This is a genomic window from Pseudomonas sp. TSRC2-2 (assembly GCF_049897785.1).
Lineage (GTDB): Bacteria > Pseudomonadota > Gammaproteobacteria > Pseudomonadales > Pseudomonadaceae > Aquipseudomonas.
The window spans coordinates 179873-199094 of record NZ_JAFCWZ010000014.1; the positions used below are offsets into that span (position 1 = coordinate 179873).

A 19222-nucleotide genomic window follows, 5' to 3' on the forward strand; every position below is an offset into this window, starting at 1 on the left:
GTGTGCGCAGAAAAAGCGATGCGGCGTTTGCTGCTGCTGTCGGGGCTCTTTACAATCTGCACAATTTTGCCGACCCACATTTTCCGGCAGTCGGCCTGGAGCCTTTGTTCATGGACGAAATCAAACAGCGCTGGCTGTGCGCCTTGTCCGCACCGATGGCCGCGCTCAACACCGGCGCCGGGTATGACGACCCTGCGTTCTGCGACGACCGTTATATCGACCTCAAAGAGAGTTGGGGAATCGATGATCGGCAGCAATTGTTCGACATGCTCGAGCGGATGACTGACGACGGTCATGCCAAACACCTCAGTTCGGCCTATTGGGCATGGCAGCGTTGTTTGCCGAGTGAATGGCAAGCGTTGCTCGAAGATCTCAGTCCGCGTGAACGTGTCCTCCATGAGTTTGCCAGTCGTACCTTCGCCAGCTGTGGTCCCGGCGGTATCCTGTCCTGGGATTATGGCCGCATGGGATTTCTGCTGCGCTGCGCAGTGCGTAATCAATGGATCGATCTGACCGAGAGCAACTGGTTGCACAGTCGATTGGCATTGAGGGCACAGTTTCATTACGGCAACTGGATGGCTTATTTCAGCGGCTTTCTGATAGGGCGAACCTTCTGGTGCTGCTTGAGCAAAAGCGATGATGAACTGGCGGTCGAGATGAGTCGCGAGGGTGCCAGCGCTTTCAACACCAGGATTGCTCGTGGGCTTGCGCAGAACATTCCACACTTTCTCGCCGATCTGCCTTGGCACATGGACATTGATGCGCCGCCTCGTCCGGCATCGCTTGGGGAGTTCGACTGGTCATGAGTTGCTGGATTCGACTGGGCATAGAGCCGACTACCGACGAAACCCTGATTCGCACCGCCTACCGCGCCCGTCTGCCGGCGCACCATCCGGAAAGCGACCCGGAAGGGTTTCAGGCGCTACGCATGGCCTATGAAAACGCCCTGCGTCTGGCGCGTGAAGGGGAGGAGGAAGAGGCCGAAGACGAGATTGACGCTGCACAAGCCAGTGTTGTTGAGGTTCCGCGGGCGTTCGTGGATTTCTGTGCGTTGCTGGATGATCCCGCTCGCCGGTTCCACTTCGCGGCATGGGAAACATTCGTCCGCAGCCTCGACGACTTGTCGCTGGAAGTGCTCGATGATCTGAGTTGGGGCTTGTATCACCGAATGGCCGACGCCGGTCCGTTGTCCTACCGTTGCGCGAATCTGTTGGCGCAACGCATGGCCTGGGACCAGCAACTGCTGGCTCTGGGATTCCATGACGCGCAAGCGGTAGAAACCTTTTTGCAGCGCATCAAGACGCCTGACCCGTTTGATACGGATCTGATGACTACATGGCCAGAGCCAGCACAGACCGAATCGCTGTGGTATGCCCGCAGCCTTGACTACATCTTCACCCACCGACCCCTGCATGAGTTTGCCGATTTTGTCACGCGGCACACGTGCGTGCCGTTGCCCAATGATGCCGCCTATCTCAAGCGTTTGCTGGTGCAGTTCACCCAAGCGGGGATTGGCACCCCGACGTTCTTGCACAGTTGTGTCGAACAACACGATGCCGCGCCGGATAACGTCGACTGGCTGTACCTGCTGGCGTGTCAATACAGCTTGTCGGGACGCGACGATCAAGCGTTTACATGCTGGATTCGGCTTTGGAGCGAACATCGTCATCCCATGGCCGAAAATCGTTTGCTGGAGCTGTGCGCCAAGCGTCAGCCGACCTTTCTACCGTTGCTGATTCAGGCCTTCGACCGTCTGGAAGACTGCCCCGGTTGGTCGGATGATCTGGGCGGTGAGTGCCAGGTGTTTGGCAGTCCGTCACAACGCCCCGAGACGTTGACTCGCTGGTTGGGTGTCGGGCGGCTCACGCTTGATGGACTGGCGCGTAGCTTTGTTGATTGGCGGATGGTGGGCGATGAGCTGCCATTGCTCGCGCAATTACTCGGCGAGCACCACGACAGCCGTTTGCTGCGTCTGTACCGGCACGCCTGGGCGCTGCACCGCGGTGATTCGGCCTTGTTGCAGCAGCTTGTCGACGAACCGTTCCCTGTTGACGCGCTGGAACGCCTGGTGTTGAGCGAGTTCAAGTATCAGGCTCGGCAACATCTGCGCTGGTTGGACAGTGCGCCTGTAGCGCAGGCCATGAGCGCTTTCACTGACTCGCGGGCACTCTCACCGCAATGGCCGTCGGCGTTGTCCGAAGGCGAACTGCACAAGGTTTGTCGGCTGTGGTTGCAGCGCTTGCGACCCTACAGCGATACCGCGCTCGCGCGCATTGCGGACGCGTTCGAACTGCGTGCAGTCAAAGACGGCAATGACCTGACAGAGCTCGATCTGATGCTCCAACTGAGTCGTCGCGCGACGGGGTTACCGCCGATCGGGTTAGGCGCGGCGATCTGGGATTGGCACGCTCAAACCGCGTTTTTGCTGGCATTGCTGGAGCAACCGGAGCGCTGGTTGCAATTGATTGATGCGCAGTGCCTGGAACGCTTGTCGTTCAATCCTGCGCATCCCTTGAGTCGGCTGCAGCCGCTATTGCGGCGCTTGCTGCGTGAGCAGGGTAATTGCGCCGGTTTGCTGGGCTGGTTGCAGGGCGACGATCCGGTACACGGTTTGCTGGTGCAACAACTCTTCAGTGTCGAACAGGCCCTCGACAGCGCCAGGCTGCCCGCCAATACACTGCTTTACACCTGCGTCGAAAGTGACCGAGCGGCGTGCGGCGACGATCTGCTGGGCTTGTTGATGTTTTGGAGCGTGCTTTACCACGATCCAGGCCTGAGCGCCGAGCAACACCGGACGTTATTGCAATCGATTGCAGCGGTCAGCTGTGAGGATGACTGGTTTGAAGGCTTTCGCGACGGTCTGATCAAGGGCGAACCGGTGTGGCCACCGCGCAAAGTGTTGACGGATTTCGGTGTCGACAAACTGTTGGCTTATGAAGCGCTGGATGCGCTCAAGGGTTTGATTCGTTACGGCGCCGCCGGTGTACCGAAAACGCGAGTGTTACGGCAACTGCAGCAGGGTAAGGATGACGTGCAGAACAGCGTCGGCTTGCGCTTGGCATTGTGCGCGTTGCTGTCATGGTCGGAGCGTTTATTGTTGGCCAGCGGTGATGTTCAGCCAGTACCGGCCAGGGCTTTCTGGCGCCTCGGAACACGGTTGGGGCGCAAGGCTTTTATCGCACAGGTCTTGGGGTGTGTCGTGCTAACGCCAATCGCCGGGCTGATAACGGGCACAACGATTGGCGGGATCGTCATCATGTTGCTCGGCGCGCTGCTGTTGTTTGCGGCGGTTCTACGGCGATTGCATGATATGGGCCGTGGCATTCCCACGCTGCTGATAATGCTTGGGCTGACGCCGTTTCTGCCATTCCTGCCGCTGGTGTTGTTCGGTTTCGCTGGAGACAAGTTGCCCAATCGCTATGGCGTGCCGCCGGACAGCGGGGAACACGTATTGTCCGGCGGCCTGCAGGCCGCTTTACGGCGACTGAACGGCTAAAGACGCAGTTGATCCAGTGCATTGTTCAGCGCTGAGCGGTGGCTGGCGATCTCTGCAGATTGCTGGCCGCCGAGCACGGTAGTGAAGCTGTCCAGCCATTCGGCAATTTGCTCGCGCTGGCTGCCCAGACTCTGCATCCAGGCCCGTTCCAGTCGTGCCAGCAAGGTACGGTTGGGCAGGGCGTCGCGCGGATGCACCTTCAATGTCGAAAGACGGTTGTGGCTGGCCTGCCGAGCCTGCTCGTCCAGCCCAGTGGGACTGCGATCGATGCTATGGCTGTGGCGTTCGCCGGTATTGAGCAGGGTTACGTCGACTTCAAGCAGGCCGTTAATGTCATAGCTGAAGCGCACGTCCAACGCTTGTATCTCTTCGCTGGGCGTCAAGGTGACATCGAAAGTATCGATCAGAATGTTGTCACGCACCCATGGTCTTTCCCCCTGATAAACCGCAATCCGGATCACCGTTTGTCGAGGATGAGTGGTGTAGTAACGCTCGACTCTGGAGGTTGGAATAATAGTGTTGCGCTCAATGATTGGCGAAAATGCTCCGTCGATATCCTTGCCGCGCATGGTTTCAATCCCCAGCGTATAGGGGCAGACATCCGTCAGGATCAGTTCTTCAACCGCACCGTCCCGCGCCTTGCATGCCGCCTGCGTCGCCGCGCCCAGCGCCACAATGGTGTCCGGGTCGAGATGCCGATAAGGCAGGCGTCCGAACAGCGTGGCGACCATCTGCTGCACCGCCGGCATGCGCGTGGCGCCACCGACCAGCACGAGGCTGTCGAGGTCGCGTGGTTTCAGTCGGGCATCGCGCAAGGCCTGTTCGATGGGTGCGCGCAAGCGGGCCAGCAACGGCTCCCAGATCTTCACCGCAGCGGCTTCATCCAGTTCCCATTCGAACGTTCGCTCGGCGTGGCGCCAGCTCAACTGCTGCGCGCCTTCACCGAGTTTGCATTTCAGCTGTTCCAGCGCATCACCGAGACTGGCCATGGCTTGCGCATCGATCGATGAAGGTGTGAGTTGCCAGTGTTTCAGGCAGGCCTGCAGCAGGGCGGCAGTGAAATCCTCGCCGCCGAGAAAGTTGTCGCCAGTGGAGGCATGCACTTCGATCAACGGCAGCGCGTATTCGAGCACGGTGACGTCGAATGTGCCGCCGCCGAGGTCGAAAATCAGCGTGCGTTCGAATTTCTGCTCGTGCAGGCCGTACGCCATGGCGGCAGCGGTCGGCTCATTGATCAGGCGCGTCACGGACAGCCCGGCCAGTTCGGCGGCGAACAAGGTGCGCTTGCGCTGTTCGTCACTGAAATACGCCGGTACGGAAATGACCGCTTCTGTAACCGGTTGGCCTAGAAACGCTTCCGCGTCCTGCTTGAGTGAGCCAAGCACCAGCGCCGACAATTCTTCCGGGCTGAACCGGCGTGTGCCGAGCTGGATTTGCCGGTCGCTGCCCATGAAACGCTTGAACGCGGCAGTGGTGCGTTCCGGGTGCGTGGTCAGGCGGGCGCGGGCGGCTTTGCCGACCAGAATCGTATCGTCTTCATCGAGACTGACCACCGACGGTGTCAGTACGTCGCCGAGGGCGTTGGCGATCAGTTCAGCGCGGCCCTCACGCCAGACGGCGATCAGGCTGTTGGTGGTACCAAGGTCGATGCCCAGCAAGGCCGGGCGGAGAAGGGTTGCATCCTGCATGGTTGCTCTCGAAACGGCGCAAAAACCGCGACCCTACAGGCTGCCGCAAACTGTGGCAATTGTTGCTCTGTTGCCAGGCTGTGCAACCGCCGATTCAGGGCAGCATTTTTTTCAGATCCTTGAGCGCCACCGGCCGGCTATGCAGATAGCCCTGATACAAGTGGCAGTCCAATTCTTGCAAAAACGCCAGTTGCGCCGGCGTCTCCACGCCTTCGGCAATGACTTCCAGCTCAAGGCTGCGGGCCATTGCGACGATTGCCCGAATGATCTCCGCGACGTTCGAGTCGGTGGTCGAGTCGCGGATGAACGACTGGTCGATTTTCAACGTGTCTACCGGCAGGCGTTTCAGATAGGTCAGCGATGAATAACCGGTGCCGAAATCGTCCATGGCGAAACTCACTCCGAGCTTTTTCAAACGGCGCATTTTGCTGATGGTGTCTTCCAGGTTCTGAATGACGATGCCTTCGGTGATTTCCAGTTTCAGCAGCGAGCAGGGCAGGCCGTGACTGCTCAGGCTGTGTTCGATGCGTTCGACGAAATCGTTCTGCCGGAACTGCCGTGGGCTGATGTTCACGCACAGGCTGAAGTTGAGCGGGTCGACCCGTTTCAACGCGATCAGTTGTTTGAAGGCGTTGCAGGCTTCATCGAGGATCCAGGTGCCGACTTCGAGAATCAGGCCGCTGTCTTCCAGCACTTTGATGAATTCGGTGGGCGATTGCGCGCCGAGTTCGGGGTGATTCCAGCGCACCAGCGCTTCGGCGCCGATGATGCGATTGTCGCGGGCATCGACCTGCGGTTGAAAGTGCACGTTGAACTCGCCGCGAGACAGCGCCAGACGCAGGTCCGTCTCCATGCGCAGGCGCTCGCTGGCCGCTTTCTGCATGGTGTTGTGATACATCTGCGTGGTGTTGCGCCCGGAATCCTTGGCCCGGTACAGGGCGATGTCGGCGCGTTTGAGCAGGTCGGTCGGGGTCGAACCATGATCGGGAATCAGCGCCACGCCAATGCTCGGCGTTACTTGCAGGCGCTGACCGTCGAGGAACATCGGCTCCGAAAGCAGTTCGCGAATGGTGTCGGCCAGCGCGCGCACTTGTTCGCTGACTTCACTGCGTGAACCCTCAAGCCCACTAAGCAACACCACGAACTCATCGCCACCGAGGCGCGCTACCGTGTCTTCCATGCGCACGCTGGCTTCGAGCCGCGCGGTGATGATTTTCAGCACGGTGTCGCCGACCGGGTGACCGAGGGAATCGTTGATGTGCTTGAAGTGGTCGAGGTCGAGAAACAGCAAGGCGCCGCGCAGATTATGGCGCTTGAGCAGGGCGATCTGCTGGCTCAGGCGATCCATCAGCAGGGCGCGGTTGGGCAGGTTGGTCAGCGGGTCGTGATAGGCCAGGTGACGGATCTGCGCTTCGGCGTTTTTCAACAGGCTGACGTCGCGCGCGGTCAGCAGCAGGCACGCGGTTTCGTTAAGGGTGATCGGCTCGACCGAGACTTCCACCGTGAGCAGTTCGCCGCGCTTGTTGCGCCCCAGCATTTCCTGATGATGCACGCGGCCCTTGATCTGCAGTTCGGCGAGTAGCGTCGAGCGCTGTTTTTCTTCGGCCCAGATGCCCACCTGGTAAACGGTTTTGCCCACCACTTCGTCGGCGCGGTAACCGGTGAGGCGACAGAAGCCGTCGTTGACCTCCAGATATCGCCCGGTGTCGCGCTCGGTGATGGTGATGGCGTCGGGACTGGAGTGAAACGCCTTGGCGAATTTTTCCTCGCTGGCCTTCAGTGCCGCTTCCGAGCGTTGTTGCTGGGTGATGTCGCGCAAGGTGGTGACGATGCACGGCTGATCACCCACGCTGATCTGCCGGCTGGAAATCACGCAGGTCAGCGACTGGCCGTCCTTGTGCTGGACGAGAATGGCCACGTTGCTCAGGCCTTGTTCACGAATGACCCGTTCGATGCGTTGCAGGCTTTTTGCCGAGGCGTCCCACAGGCCGATTTCTTCAGCGGTGTGGCCGATCACATCGGCGGCGCTCCAGCCAAAGGTCTGGCTGAAGCTGGAGTTGATCTCGATGAATTCCCCGGTTTCCTGACGCGTTACGCAAATCGGATCGGGGCTGACCTGAAACAACGTGGCGAATTTCTCTTCCGAGGCCACCAGCCGCTGCTCGCGCTCGACCTGATCGGTGATGTCCAACAGCGTGCCGGCCATGCGCAGCGGCGCGCCGTTTTCGTCACGATAGAGGCGCGCGCGGCTTTCCAGATAGCGCGAGCTGCCGTCGGGCAATTGCACGCGATAGGTCAGTTGATAATTGCCCGCCGGGCCTTCGCGCAGGCTTCGGTAGGCATCGCGCATGGTGTCGCGCTCCTCGCCCGGTACGCCTTCGAAAAACTCCTCGAATGACTCGTGAAACGGAATCGGTTCCAGCCCGTGCAATTGCGCGGCGCGCGCCGAGCCGTAAAGCATGCCGCTGGGGATGTGCCAGTCCCAGGTGCCGAGTTGCGCTGAATCCAGCGCCAGGTCGAGGCGTTCCTGGCTGTCCTTCAAGGCCAGTTCGGCGGCTTTGCGCTCGGTAGTGTCGAGGAACGTGCTGAGCAGATAGGGCTGGCCTTCGAGCTCGACCTTTTGCGCGCTGAGGATGCCATCGTGGACCTGGCCGTTGCTGGCACGGAACTGCACTTCCATGCTGATCAGTTCACCCTTGGCCTTGGTTTTCTTCACCAGTTCGGCGCGTTGTTCCGGGTGCACCCACAAGCCAAGTTCCAGCGTGGTGCGGCCGATGGCGCTTTGCACCGGCCAGCCGAACAGGCTTTCGAAATACTGATTGGCCTCGCTGATCAGACCGTCCTCCTGACGGGTGAGCAGAACCATGTTCGGGCATAGATGGAAAAGTGTAGCGAAACGTTTCTCCGAGCTGCTGAGGGCTTGCTCGCGTTGGCGTTGGTGGGTGATTTCGCGAATCACCCCGATCATTCGGGGCCGGCCGTTTTTGTCCGGCAGCAGGCTGCCGCTGATCTCCAGCCAATGCAGGCTGCCGTCGGGCCAGCGGATGCGGTGGTGCATCGCCTGCTCCAGCGGTGCGCCGGCGATTACCGCGTGGAAGGCGCGCACGGTTTTCGCGCGGTCTTCCGGCGGCAACAGGTCGAGGTATTCAAGGTCTGCCGGAAGCGGCTGCCGTGGATCGAAACCGAACAACGCCTGCGTGCCGCGCGACCAACTGATCTGCCCGCGCTCGATGTCCCAATACCAGGCACCGAGCCGCGCGCCGTTGAGCGCGGCGAGCAATTGCGGCGCGCTTTCCCAGCTCTGCTCGGAATGGCGCGGATCAACAGCCTGGATTCGCGGCATCGGCGGAATTCGGTCAACAGATTTCGGCATTGTCAGCGGGCCTTGAGCTGAGTGGCGTGAGGCACAGGAGCGGCTCTATAGGAGTAGCACAAGTCAGGCCGGGGTCCCTGGCCGATCGATTTGTGCGTCCAGCAGGGCCATGAAGGCTCTTGCTGCGTTCGATAGCGTCCGTTCGGTGTGCAAGATATAGCCTAGCTGGCGAGTGAGCTGTATGCCCGGCAATGCGATGCTTGCCACTTGTTCGTCGAGCATGGTGCGCGGCAGCACGCTCCAGGCCAGGCCGATGGAGACCATCATCTTGATGGTTTCCAGGTAGTTGGTGCTCATGGCGATGTTCGGCGTCAGGCCTTGGGCTTCGAACAAACGCTGGACGATGTGGTGGGTAAAGGTGTTACCGCCGGGGAAAACCGCCGGATGGCCGGCAATGTCGGCCAGACTGACGGCGCCGTTGTTGATCAGCGAGTGCTCCGGCGCCACGACAAAATCCAGCGGGTCGTCCCAAACCGGGGTGGCTTTGACCAGCGTGTGCGGCTCCGGCGCCAGCGTGATAACTGCCAGTTCGGCGCGGCCGTGGAGAATTTCCTCGTAGGCCACTTCCGAATCGAGGAACTGAATATCCAGCGCGACCTGTGGGTAGCGGCGGGTGAACTCCCTTAATAAGGGCGGCAAGCGATGCAGGCCGATGTGGTGACTGGTGGCCAGGGTCAGGCGACCGCTGACTTCGCCGGTGAGGTTGGTCAGGGCCCGGCGGGTGTCGTCAAGCACGTTGAGAATCTGATAAGCCCTTGGCAACAGGGCGCGGCCGGCCTCGGTCAGGCCAACTTCGCGGCCCAGTCGGTCGAACAGGCGCACCTTTAATTGTTGCTCAAGCCCGGCGATGCGTTTGCTGATTGCCGGTTGGGTCAGGTGCAGGCGTTCGCCAGCGCCCGAGAAGCTGCCAGTCTCGGCGATGGCGATAAAAGCGTTCAGGTTAGCCAGATCCATGTCGCATTCCAGTTGGTTATCCAAAGCATAAAAAATATGAATTTGAGTTATTTAATCTAACCCCATAGGATCGGCCTCACAAGCCAAAGGGTTATTGATAAGCCCAGGGCATAGAAACAAGCTGATGAGGAACCGTCTGATGGCCGGCAAAACGCTGTACGACAAGCTCTGGGATTCGCATTTGGTCAAGCAGCGCGACGATGGCTCTGCGCTGATCTACATCGACCGTCACATCATTCACGAAGTGACCTCGCCGCAAGCCTTCGAAGGCCTGCGTCTGGCCGGGCGCAAGCCGTGGCGCATCGATGCCAATATCGCGACCCCGGACCACAACGTACCGACTACGCCGGAGCGCAAGGGCGGCATTGAAGCCATTGCCGATCAGGTTTCGCGTTTGCAGGTGCAGACGCTCGACGACAACTGCGATGAATACGGCATCGTCGAGTTCAAGATGAACGACGTTCGCCAGGGCATCGTCCACGTGATCAGCCCGGAGCAGGGCGCGACCTTGCCGGGCATGACTGTGGTCTGCGGCGACTCGCACACCTCCACCCATGGTGCATTCGGTGCATTGGCACACGGCATCGGCACCTCCGAGGTCGAGCATGTGCTCGCTACTCAGTGCCTGGTCGCCAAGAAAATGAAAAACATGCTGGTGCGCGTCGAAGGCCAATTGCCGTTCGGCGTGACTGCCAAGGACATCGTCCTTGCGGTGATCGGCAAGATCGGCACCGCCGGCGGTAACGGCCATGCCATCGAGTTCGCCGGCAGCGCGATCCGTGATCTGTCAGTCGAAGGCCGCATGACCATCTGCAACATGTCCATCGAGGCCGGCGCCCGCGTGGGGTTGGTGGCAGCGGATCAGAAGACCATCGACTACGTCAAAGGTCGTCCATTCGCGCCGAAGGGCGAGCAGTGGGACATGGCCGTCGAAGCCTGGAAAGATCTGGTCTCCGACGCCGACGCCAAATTCGACACCGTGGTCGAGCTCGACGCCACGCAGATCAAACCGCAAGTCAGCTGGGGCACTTCCCCGGAGATGGTTTTGGCCGTTGATCAGAACGTGCCTGATCCGGCTAAAGAGATGGATCTGGTCAAGCGCGACTCGATCGTCCGCGCCCTGAAATACATGGGCTTGACCGCCAATCAGGCGATTACCGACATTCAGCTCGATCGCGTGTTCATCGGTTCCTGCACCAACTCGCGGATCGAAGACTTGCGCGCCGCGGCGGTGATCGCCAAGGGCCGCAAGGTGGCCTCGACCATCAAGCAGGCGATCGTCGTGCCGGGCTCGGGTCTGGTGAAAGCGCAGGCTGAAGCCGAAGGTCTGGACAAGATTTTCCTCGAAGCCGGTTTCGAATGGCGTGAGCCGGGTTGCTCGATGTGCCTGGCGATGAACCCGGACCGTTTGGAGTCCGGCGAGCATTGCGCCTCGACGTCCAACCGCAACTTCGAAGGCCGTCAGGGCGCTGGTGGCCGCACTCACCTGGTCAGCCCGGCCATGGCGGCGGCAGCAGCGGTGAACGGCCGTTTCATCGACGTTCGTGAATTGATCTAAAGGAGCGCAGCATGAAAGCTTTTACCCAGCACACTGGTCTTGTCGCGCCTCTGGATCGTGCCAACGTCGACACCGATCAGATCATTCCCAAGCAGTTCCTGAAATCGATCAAACGCACTGGCTTCGGTCCGAACCTGTTCGACGAGTGGCGTTATCTGGATGTCGGCCAGCCGTATCAGGACAACTCCAAGCGCCCGTTGAACAAGGATTTCGTGCTCAACGCCGAGCGTTATCAAGGCGCCAGCGTGTTGCTCGCCCGCGAGAACTTCGGCTGCGGTTCGAGCCGTGAACACGCGCCGTGGGCGCTGGAAGAGTACGGTTTCCGTAGCATCATCGCGCCGAGCTACGCCGACATCTTCTTCAACAACAGCTTCAAGAACGGCCTGCTGCCGATCATCCTCAGCGATGCGCAAGTTGATGAACTGTTCAAGCAGGTTGAAGCCGAGCCGGGTTATCAATTGCACGTCGACCTGCAAGCGCAGACCGTGACCCGTCCGGATGGCAAGGTCTACAGCTTTGAGATTGATGCGTTCCGCAAGCACTGCCTGCTCAATGGTCTGGACGATATCGGCCTGACCCTGCAGGACGGCGATGCGATCGCGACATTCGAGGCCAAGCATCGGGTCAGCCAGCCGTGGTTGTTTCGCGACGCATAAGCAAGATTTCAGATTGATGCAGTCAGGGCTGACCTCTTCGCGAGCAAGCCCGCTCCCACAGGGGAATGCATTTCAAAGGTGGGAGCGACGGTGCGACGATTCGACCTGCTCGCGAAGGCGGTAGCTCAAACAACGCAAATACAGGATGTGACCATGACCAGCACCGCCCAACACACCCAGGTCGTCCAGAAGCAATTCGGCGAACAGGCCGCCGCTTACCTGAGCAGCGCCGTTCACGCCCTAGGCAGTGAATTCGCGCTGCTGCAGGCTGAGCTGGCCGGGCAGGGCGGGGCGCGCGTGCTCGATCTGGGGTGCGGTGCCGGGCATGTGAGTTTTCATGTGGCACCGCTGGTCAGGGAAGTGGTGGCGTACGATCTGTCGCAGCAAATGCTTGATGTGGTTGCCGGCGCCGCCGTCGATCGCGGCTTGAGCAACATCGTTACTGTCAACGGCGCAGCCGAGCGCTTGCCGTTTGCCGATGGCGAGTTCGATTTTGTGTTCAGCCGGTATTCGGCACATCACTGGAGCGACCTCGGCCTGGCCTTGCGCGAAGTGCGCCGGGTGCTCAAACCGGGCGGGGTGGCAGCGTTCGTTGATGTGTTGTCACCGGGCAGCCCGTTGTTCGACACTTACCTGCAAAGCGTTGAAGTGCTGCGAGACACCAGTCATGTCCGCGACTACTGCGCCGCCGAGTGGCTGCGCCAGGTCAGCGAGGCCGGTCTGCATGTGCGCAGCACCACGCGTCAGCGCCTGCGTCTGGAGTACAGCAGTTGGGTCGAGCGCATGCGTACGCCCGATGTCATGCGCGCAGCGATCCGCCAGTTGCAGCAGTCGATGGGCAACGAAGTGCGCGAGTATTTTGAAATTGATGCCGATGGCTCGTTCAGTACCGATGTAATCGTACTGATGGCTGAGCGATAAGCATTATTCCGGGCGCGCCGGTGAAGGCGCACCGCTTGAAGACACGAGGAAAGCATGAGCAAGCAGATTCTGATTCTCCCGGGTGACGGTATCGGTCCGGAAATCATGGCCGAAGCGGTCAAGGTGCTGGAGTTGGCCAATGACAAGTACAGCCTGGGCTTCGAGCTGAGCCACGATGTGATCGGTGGCGCGGCCATCGATAAGCACGGCGTGCCGCTGGCCGACGAAACCCTGGAGCGCGCTCGCGCCGCCGATGCCGTGCTGCTGGGCGCTGTCGGTGGCCCGAAATGGGACACCATCGAGCGTGACATCCGTCCTGAGCGCGGTCTGCTGAAAATCCGCGCGCAACTGGGCCTGTTCGGCAACCTGCGCCCGGCGATCCTCTATCCGCAACTGGCCGACGCGTCGAGCCTGAAGCCGGAAATCGTTGCCGGCCTGGACATCCTCATCGTCCGTGAGCTGACCGGCGGTATTTACTTCGGTGCGCCGCGCGGCACCCGTACGCTGGACAACGGCGAGCGTCAGTCCTACGACACCCTGCCGTACAGCGAAAGCGAAATCCGCCGCATTGCCCGTGTCGGTTTCGACATGGCCCTGGTTCGTGGCAAGAAGCTCTGCTCGGTGGACAAGGCCAACGTGCTGGCATCCAGCCAACTGTGGCGTGAAGTGGTCGAGCAAGTAGCCAAAGACTATCCAGAGGTCGAGCTGAGCCACATGTACGTCGACAACGCCGCCATGCAACTGGTGCGTGCACCGAAGCAGTTCGACGTGATCGTCACCGACAATATGTTCGGCGACATTCTCTCCGACGAAGCGTCGATGCTCACTGGCTCCATCGGCATGCTGCCGTCGGCCTCGCTGGACTCCAACAACAAGGGCATGTACGAGCCTTGCCACGGCTCCGCTCCGGACATCGCAGGCCAAGGCATTGCCAACCCGTTGGCGACCATCCTTTCGGTGTCGATGATGCTGCGTTACAGCTTCAATCTGCACGACGCCGCCGATGCCATCGAGAAAGCCGTCAGCGTTGTGCTCGATCAGGGCTTGCGCACCGGCGATATCCATTCGGCCGGTTGTACCAAAGTCGGTACGCAGCAAATGGGCGACGCAGTAGTCGCCGCGCTGCGGAATCTGTAATCTCTCGGGCCCGCTGCGAAATTCAATACAAAGCAGCGGCCCACTTTTCAAGAAGGTGTAGTTGCGATGAAACGTGTAGGTCTGATCGGTTGGCGCGGGATGGTCGGTTCCGTGCTCATGCAGCGGATGCTGGAAGAGCAGGATTTCGATCTTATCGAGCCGGTGTTTTTCACCACGTCCAATGTCGGTGGCCAAGGCCCATCCGTGGGCAAGGACATTGCTCCGCTCAAGGATGCCTACAGCATTGACGAGCTGAAGACCCTCGACGTGATCCTGACCTGCCAGGGCGGCGACTACACCAGCGAAGTATTCCCCAAGCTGCGCGAAGCCGGCTGGCAGGGTTACTGGATCGACGCGGCGTCGAGCCTGCGCATGAACGACGACGCGGTGATCATTCTCGACCCGGTCAACCGCAAGGTCATCGACCAGCAACTGGATGCGGGCACCAAGAACTACATCGGCGGCAATTGCACCGTCAGCCTGATGCTGATGGGCCTGGGCGGTCTGTTCGAAGCCGGTCTGGTCGAGTGGATGAGCGCCATGACGTATCAGGCGGCTTCCGGTGCCGGCGCGCAGAACATGCGTGAACTGATCAAGCAGATGGGCGCGACTCACGCCGCTGTCGCCGACCAACTGGCCGACCCGGCCAGTGCGATCCTCGACATCGATCGTCGCGTGGCCGACGCCATGCGCAGCGAAGCGTACCCAACCGAAAACTTCGGCGTACCGCTGGCTGGCAGCCTGATCCCATGGATCGACAAGGAACTGCCGAACGGTCAGAGCCGCGAGGAGTGGAAGGCTCAGGCCGAGACCAACAAGATCCTCGGTCGCTTCAAAAGCCCGATCCCGGTCGACGGCATCTGCGTGCGCATCGGTGCCATGCGCTGCCACAGCCAGGCGCTGACCATCAAGCTGAACAAAGACGTACCGATCGCCGATATCGAAGGGCTGATCAGCCAGCACAATCCGTGGGTCAAACTGGTGCCGAACAACCGCGACATCAGCATGCAGGAGCTGAGCCCGACCAAGGTCACCGGCACTCTGAATGTCCCGGTCGGTCGTCTGCGCAAGCTGAACATGGGGTCGCAATTCGTCGGTGCCTTTACCGTTGGCGACCAGCTGCTGTGGGGCGCGGCCGAACCGCTGCGCCGCATGCTGCGGATTCTGCTGGAGCGTTGATCGCTTTAAGCAATGAAAAACCCGTGCCTTGAGAAAGGCGCGGGTTTTTTATGCCCGAAATTTGTCGGGTGAGTGTGCCGGCCTCTTCGCGAGCAAGCCCGCTCCCACATGGGAATGCAATTGAAGTATGGGGGCGGGCTTGCTCGCGAAGGCGTCCGAACGGCCACCGCAAATCCCGCAGAAATTGCCTGTGCGCCACCCACCCGGTAAAGTGCCGCTCCCCCCGTTTTGCCAGAGGTAGCTCCATGACCCAGACTTTCGATATCGCCGTTATCGGCGCCACCGGTACTGTCGGCGAAACCCTCGTACAGATTCTCGAAGAGCGCGACTTTCCGGTCGGCAATCTGCACCTCTTGGCCAGCAGTGAATCGGCCGGCAGCTCGGTGCTGTTCCGCAACAAGAATGTGCGCGTGCGCGAGGTCGACGAGTTCGATTTCAGCAAAGTCAGACTGGCGTTCTTCGCCGCCGGCGCTGCGGTGTCGCTGAGCTATGCGGCGCGCGCCCATGCCGGCGGCTGCTCGTTGATCGACTTGTCCGGCGCCTTGCCGGCCGATCAGGCGCCGCAGGTGGTGCCGGAGGCCAATGCCGATATTCTCGCCAGTCTGAAAAGCCCATTCCAGGTCAGCAGCCCAAGCCCGTCGGCCACTGCGCTTGCCGTGGTGCTGGCGCCGCTGCTTGATCTGCTCGATCTGCAATACGTCAACGTCACCGCCAATCTGGCCGTTTCTGCGCAAGGTCGCGAGGCGGTAACCGAGCTCGCGCGACAGACCGCCGAACTGCTGAACATGCGCCCGCTGGAACCGACCTTCTTCGATCGGCAAATGGCTTTCAACCTGCTGGCGCAGGTCGGCACGCCGGATGCGCAGGGCCATACGCTGTTGGAAAAACGTCTGGTGCGCGAGCTGCGCCAGGTCCTGGCGAAACCTTTATTGAAGATTTCCGCCACTTGCGTTCAAGCCCCGGTGTTTTTTGGCGATAGCTTTAGCGTGACCTTGCAGTCGGGCAGCGCTGTTGACCTGGAAAAGGTCAACGCAGCGCTCGAGGCCGCACCGGGTATCGAACTGGTTGAGGCTGGCGATTATCCGACCGCTGTCGGCGATGCGGTGGGGCAGGACGTGGTTTATGTCGGCCGCGTGCGCAGCGGCGTCGACGACCCGGCGGAACTAAATCTTTGGCTGACGTCAGATAACGTACGCAAAGGCGCGGCCCTCAATGCCGTGCAACTGGCTGAGTTGTTGATAAAAGGCCTGCTGTAAAAGATACTTGGCAACAATTTGTCGACTGATTCTAGGTGAGCGCTATGCTTGCCCGGAGCGCGTCGATGACGAGTCACCCTCCGGGACTTTCCGGGGCAGCACAGAAATGATCGCGCGCGGCGACTTCCGTCGTCGCGTGCAATGCCTTACGGCAGCGGTATTCAAAAGCTTCTCGCTGGCCGAGGAACGTTCAAACAAAGGATGAGGCTATGGTTCAAGTTCGCAAACTGGTGTTAGCAATAGCGGCCGCCTCGGCGCTGTCCTCCGGTATGGCGCATGCCCTCGGGCTCGGGGAGCTGACCCTGAAGTCGACCCTGAACCAGCCGTTGGTGGCTGAAATCGAGCTGCTCGACGTCAAGGATCTCACCGCCGCCGAGGTGGTGCCGAGCCTGGCTTCACCTGAAGACTTCGCCAAGGCAGGCGTTGATCGTCAGGCCTTTCTCAATGATCTGACGTTCACTCCGGTGCTCAACGCCAACGGCAAAAGCGTGTTGCGCGTGACGTCGAGCCAGCCGCTGTCGGAACCGATGGTGAAGTTTCTTGTGCAGGTGATGTGGCCCAATGGCCGCTTGCTGCGTGACTACAGCGTATTGCTCGATCCGTCGAAGTTCTCGCCGCAGGCCGCTGATGCCGCCGCGCAACCGGCACCGTCGCAGACCATCACTGCGCCGACCACTGGCGCTACCCATCGCAATCAGTACACCACCACCCCGCGCGACACCCTGTGGGAAATCGCCGCGAAAGCGCGCAACGGCGGCTCGGTGCAGCAGACCATGCTGGCGATCCAGGCACTCAATCCAGATGCATTCATCGACGGCAACATCAACCGTCTGAAGACCGGCCAAGTGCTGCGTCTGCCGGATCCGGTGCAAAGCACGGCGCTGCCGCAATCGGCCGCCATCGCTGAAGTGGCAGCGCAGAACGAAGCCTGGCGTCAGGGCCGTCGCTACGTGGCCAAGCCTGGCACCGGTCAGCAGCAGCTGGATGCGACCAATCGCGGCCGTGGCAATGCTGGTGCGGCGTCGAACACTCAGGACAACCTGAGCCTGGTCTCGGCCGAAAGCGCCAAGCCCGGCGCGAAAGGCCCGGCGGGCGACGCCAAGGCGCTGAGCAACAAACTGGCGATCACTCAGGAAAACCTCGACACGACCCGTCGTGACAACGAGGAACTGAAAAGCCGCATGGCTGATCTGCAGAGCCAACTGGACAAGCTGCAAAAGCTCATCGAGCTGAAGAACAATCAACTGGCGAAGATGCAGGCTGACGGCGCGGGCGCTGCGCCTGGCGCCAATGCTGCCGTGCCGCCGGTACCGGCGATTACTGCCGAACTGGCCGCGACTCCGCCAGCCACCCCGGCCGACGCTGCAGCGGCTTCACCCACCCCGGAATCGGCCATTGCGCCACCAGCGGAAACACCGGTTGAGCCGGTTGTCGAGCCAGTGGTCGAAACCACACCGGCTGCTGCTGACGATGACAAGGCTTTCAACGAACTGCTGACCAATCCGATCCTGCTCGGCCTGATCGGCGGCGGTGCGGTGGTTCTGCTGCTCCTGCTATTGCTGCTGGCGCGTCGCCGCAAAGCTCAGCAGGAAGCCGAAAAGCACCTGCGCATGGCCCGCGCTCTGGCTGAAGAGCAGGAGTTCTCCGCTGAGCAGGATCTGCCGGAAAGCAGTTTTTCGGGCCTGGAAACTCCGGCAGCCAGCGTCAAGCTCAATACGCCAGCTCCTGCTCCTGCTCCTGCACCGGTCGTTGCTCCGGTGGTGATGACCACTCCGATCGCCGCGCCTCTGGTGGCTCCGGCGGGTGAGCGCTCGGACGACGTGCTCGACAAGGCGCAATCGCACATCAATGCCGGTCGCCTGAACCAGGCCGCCGCGCTGCTGGAAGAAGGTGTCAGCCTCGAGCCGGAACGCAGTGATCTGCGCCTGAAACTGATGGAAGTCTACGGCCAGCAGGGCGATCGCGATGCGTTCGTCGCGCAAGAGCGTCAGCTGGTCGCCAATGGCGACAACTTTGCCAAGGTCGAAGCGCTGAAAAGCCGCTTCCCGGCCATGGCCGTAGTCGCTGCCGGTGGGCTTGCGGCTGCCGCCGTCGCCGCAGAGCTCGATGCGCAATACGTCAAGGAACTGCTGCAGGACGAGCCGCAAACGCCTGAGCCTGCGGCTGATGATCTGGACACCGCGTTCGATTTGAGCCTGGACGATCTCGACAACATCACCCCGGTCGACCCTGCGCCAGTGGTTGAGCCAGAAGCGCCGGTCGAGCTGGATGCATTTCCGGCGGAAGACGATCTGAGTTTCGCCTCGGTGCTGCAAGAACAGACCGAGATGAAAGAGAATCTCGACGATCTGTCGGACTTCGATCTGGACATGGATCTCGGCGCCGAGCCATCGCCAACTACGCTGGCTGAAGATGACTTCCTGCTGGATCTGGATGACGGCGTGAAGGACTTGCCACCGGTCGAGACGCCGGTAGTTGCTGACGTGCCTCAGGACGATCTGGAGTTGCCTGCCGATTTCGACTTGTCGCTGGCCGACGAAATGGACAGCAACCCAGCCGCCGAGCCGGATGCCTTTGCGGCCGAGCTGGACGACGTCAACGCCGAGCTGGATCGCCTGTCGCAAAGCATGGCCGAACCGAGCTTCACTGAAGCGGACGCAGCGTTGGGTGATGATTTGGGCGAGGACGATTTCGACTTCCTCGCCGGCACTGACGAAGCGGCGACCAAACTCGATCTGGCCCAGGCTTATATCGACATGGGCGATGCCGACGGTGCGCGCGACATTCTCAACGAAGTCTTGACCGAGGGTGACGAGAAGCAGCGGGGCGAGGCCAAGGAAATGCTGTCCAGTCTGGCGTAAGTTCAGCGGTAAACAACAAGCGGCAGCCCGGTGGGGCTGCCGTTTTTGTTTGAGTCACTGGAATCAGAAAATCGCAGCCTTCGGCAGCTCCTGCAGAGGGCGCATTCCCGTGCAGGAGCTGCCGAAGGCTGCGATCTTTTGAT

At 60.8% G+C, this 19222-nt stretch carries 12 protein-coding genes; 9 read left to right on the forward strand and 3 right to left on the reverse strand.

Going from position 1 to position 19222, the window contains the following annotated elements; translation table 11 throughout:
- Positions 1 to 110: 110 nt before the first annotated feature.
- Together ACP7D9_RS25760 and ACP7D9_RS25765 are read left to right on the forward strand one after the other, a co-directional pair.
- Positions 111 to 806 (forward strand): DUF1266 domain-containing protein, encoded by a 696-nt coding sequence (locus ACP7D9_RS25760; protein WP_426159994.1) that lies wholly within the window; start codon positions 111 to 113, stop codon positions 804 to 806.
- Positions 803 to 3496: a DUF805 domain-containing protein gene (locus tag ACP7D9_RS25765; RefSeq protein ID WP_426159995.1), complete on the forward strand. Its 2694-nt coding sequence runs from the start codon at positions 803 to 805 to the stop codon at positions 3494 to 3496. Before ACP7D9_RS25760 ends, ACP7D9_RS25765 begins: the two co-directional genes overlap by 4 nt.
- On the opposite strand, the gene ACP7D9_RS25770 is transcribed toward ACP7D9_RS25765, so the two are convergent.
- From ACP7D9_RS25770 to ACP7D9_RS25780, 3 genes are all read right to left on the reverse strand, one after another.
- Positions 3493 to 5184: a molecular chaperone HscC gene (locus tag ACP7D9_RS25770; protein WP_101160015.1), complete on the reverse strand. Its 1692-nt coding sequence runs from the start codon at positions 5182 to 5184 to the stop codon at positions 3493 to 3495. The genes ACP7D9_RS25765 and ACP7D9_RS25770 overlap by 4 nt on opposite strands.
- Positions 5185 to 5278: 94 nt before the next feature.
- A complete protein-coding gene (locus tag ACP7D9_RS25775) occupies positions 5279 to 8557 on the reverse strand; it encodes a PAS domain S-box protein (RefSeq protein WP_426159996.1) in 3279 nt (1092 codons plus the stop codon).
- A 63-nt stretch (positions 8558 to 8620) separates the two neighbouring features.
- Complete coding sequence (locus ACP7D9_RS25780) at positions 8621 to 9511, reverse strand: LysR family transcriptional regulator (protein ID WP_042609424.1); 891 nt, start codon at positions 9509 to 9511, stop codon at positions 8621 to 8623.
- A 139-nt stretch (positions 9512 to 9650) separates the two neighbouring features.
- On the opposite strand from ACP7D9_RS25780, the gene leuC reads away from it, so the two are divergent.
- The 7 genes from leuC (at position 9651) to ACP7D9_RS25815 (ending at position 19079) form a co-directional block, all read left to right on the forward strand.
- On the forward strand, positions 9651 to 11069 hold the full coding sequence (gene leuC / locus ACP7D9_RS25785) for a 3-isopropylmalate dehydratase large subunit (protein WP_313006169.1): 1419 nt from the start codon (positions 9651 to 9653) through the stop codon (positions 11067 to 11069).
- A gap of 11 nt (positions 11070 to 11080) precedes the next feature.
- Entirely contained in the window at positions 11081 to 11725 is a 645-nt protein-coding gene (leuD, locus tag ACP7D9_RS25790; protein ID WP_313006167.1) for a 3-isopropylmalate dehydratase small subunit, read from the forward strand.
- A 153-nt stretch (positions 11726 to 11878) separates the two neighbouring features.
- Entirely contained in the window at positions 11879 to 12646 is a 768-nt protein-coding gene (locus ACP7D9_RS25795; protein WP_426159997.1) for a class I SAM-dependent methyltransferase, read from the forward strand.
- Positions 12647 to 12700: 54 nt separating this feature from the next.
- The gene (gene leuB, locus ACP7D9_RS25800) at positions 12701 to 13783 is read left to right on the forward strand and encodes a 3-isopropylmalate dehydrogenase (RefSeq protein WP_426159998.1); all 1083 of its coding nucleotides are present in this window, start codon (positions 12701 to 12703) and stop codon (positions 13781 to 13783) included.
- A gap of 66 nt (positions 13784 to 13849) precedes the next feature.
- On the forward strand, positions 13850 to 14962 hold the full coding sequence (asd, locus tag ACP7D9_RS25805) for an aspartate-semialdehyde dehydrogenase (protein WP_201147092.1): 1113 nt from the start codon (positions 13850 to 13852) through the stop codon (positions 14960 to 14962).
- Between the two features lie 245 nt (positions 14963 to 15207).
- Entirely contained in the window at positions 15208 to 16218 is a 1011-nt protein-coding gene (locus tag ACP7D9_RS25810) for an aspartate-semialdehyde dehydrogenase (RefSeq protein ID WP_426159999.1), read from the forward strand.
- 209 nt (positions 16219 to 16427) lie between these two features.
- Positions 16428 to 19079 (forward strand): FimV/HubP family polar landmark protein, encoded by a 2652-nt coding sequence (locus ACP7D9_RS25815; RefSeq protein WP_426160000.1) that lies wholly within the window; start codon positions 16428 to 16430, stop codon positions 19077 to 19079.
- Positions 19080 to 19222: the final 143 nt, after the last annotated feature.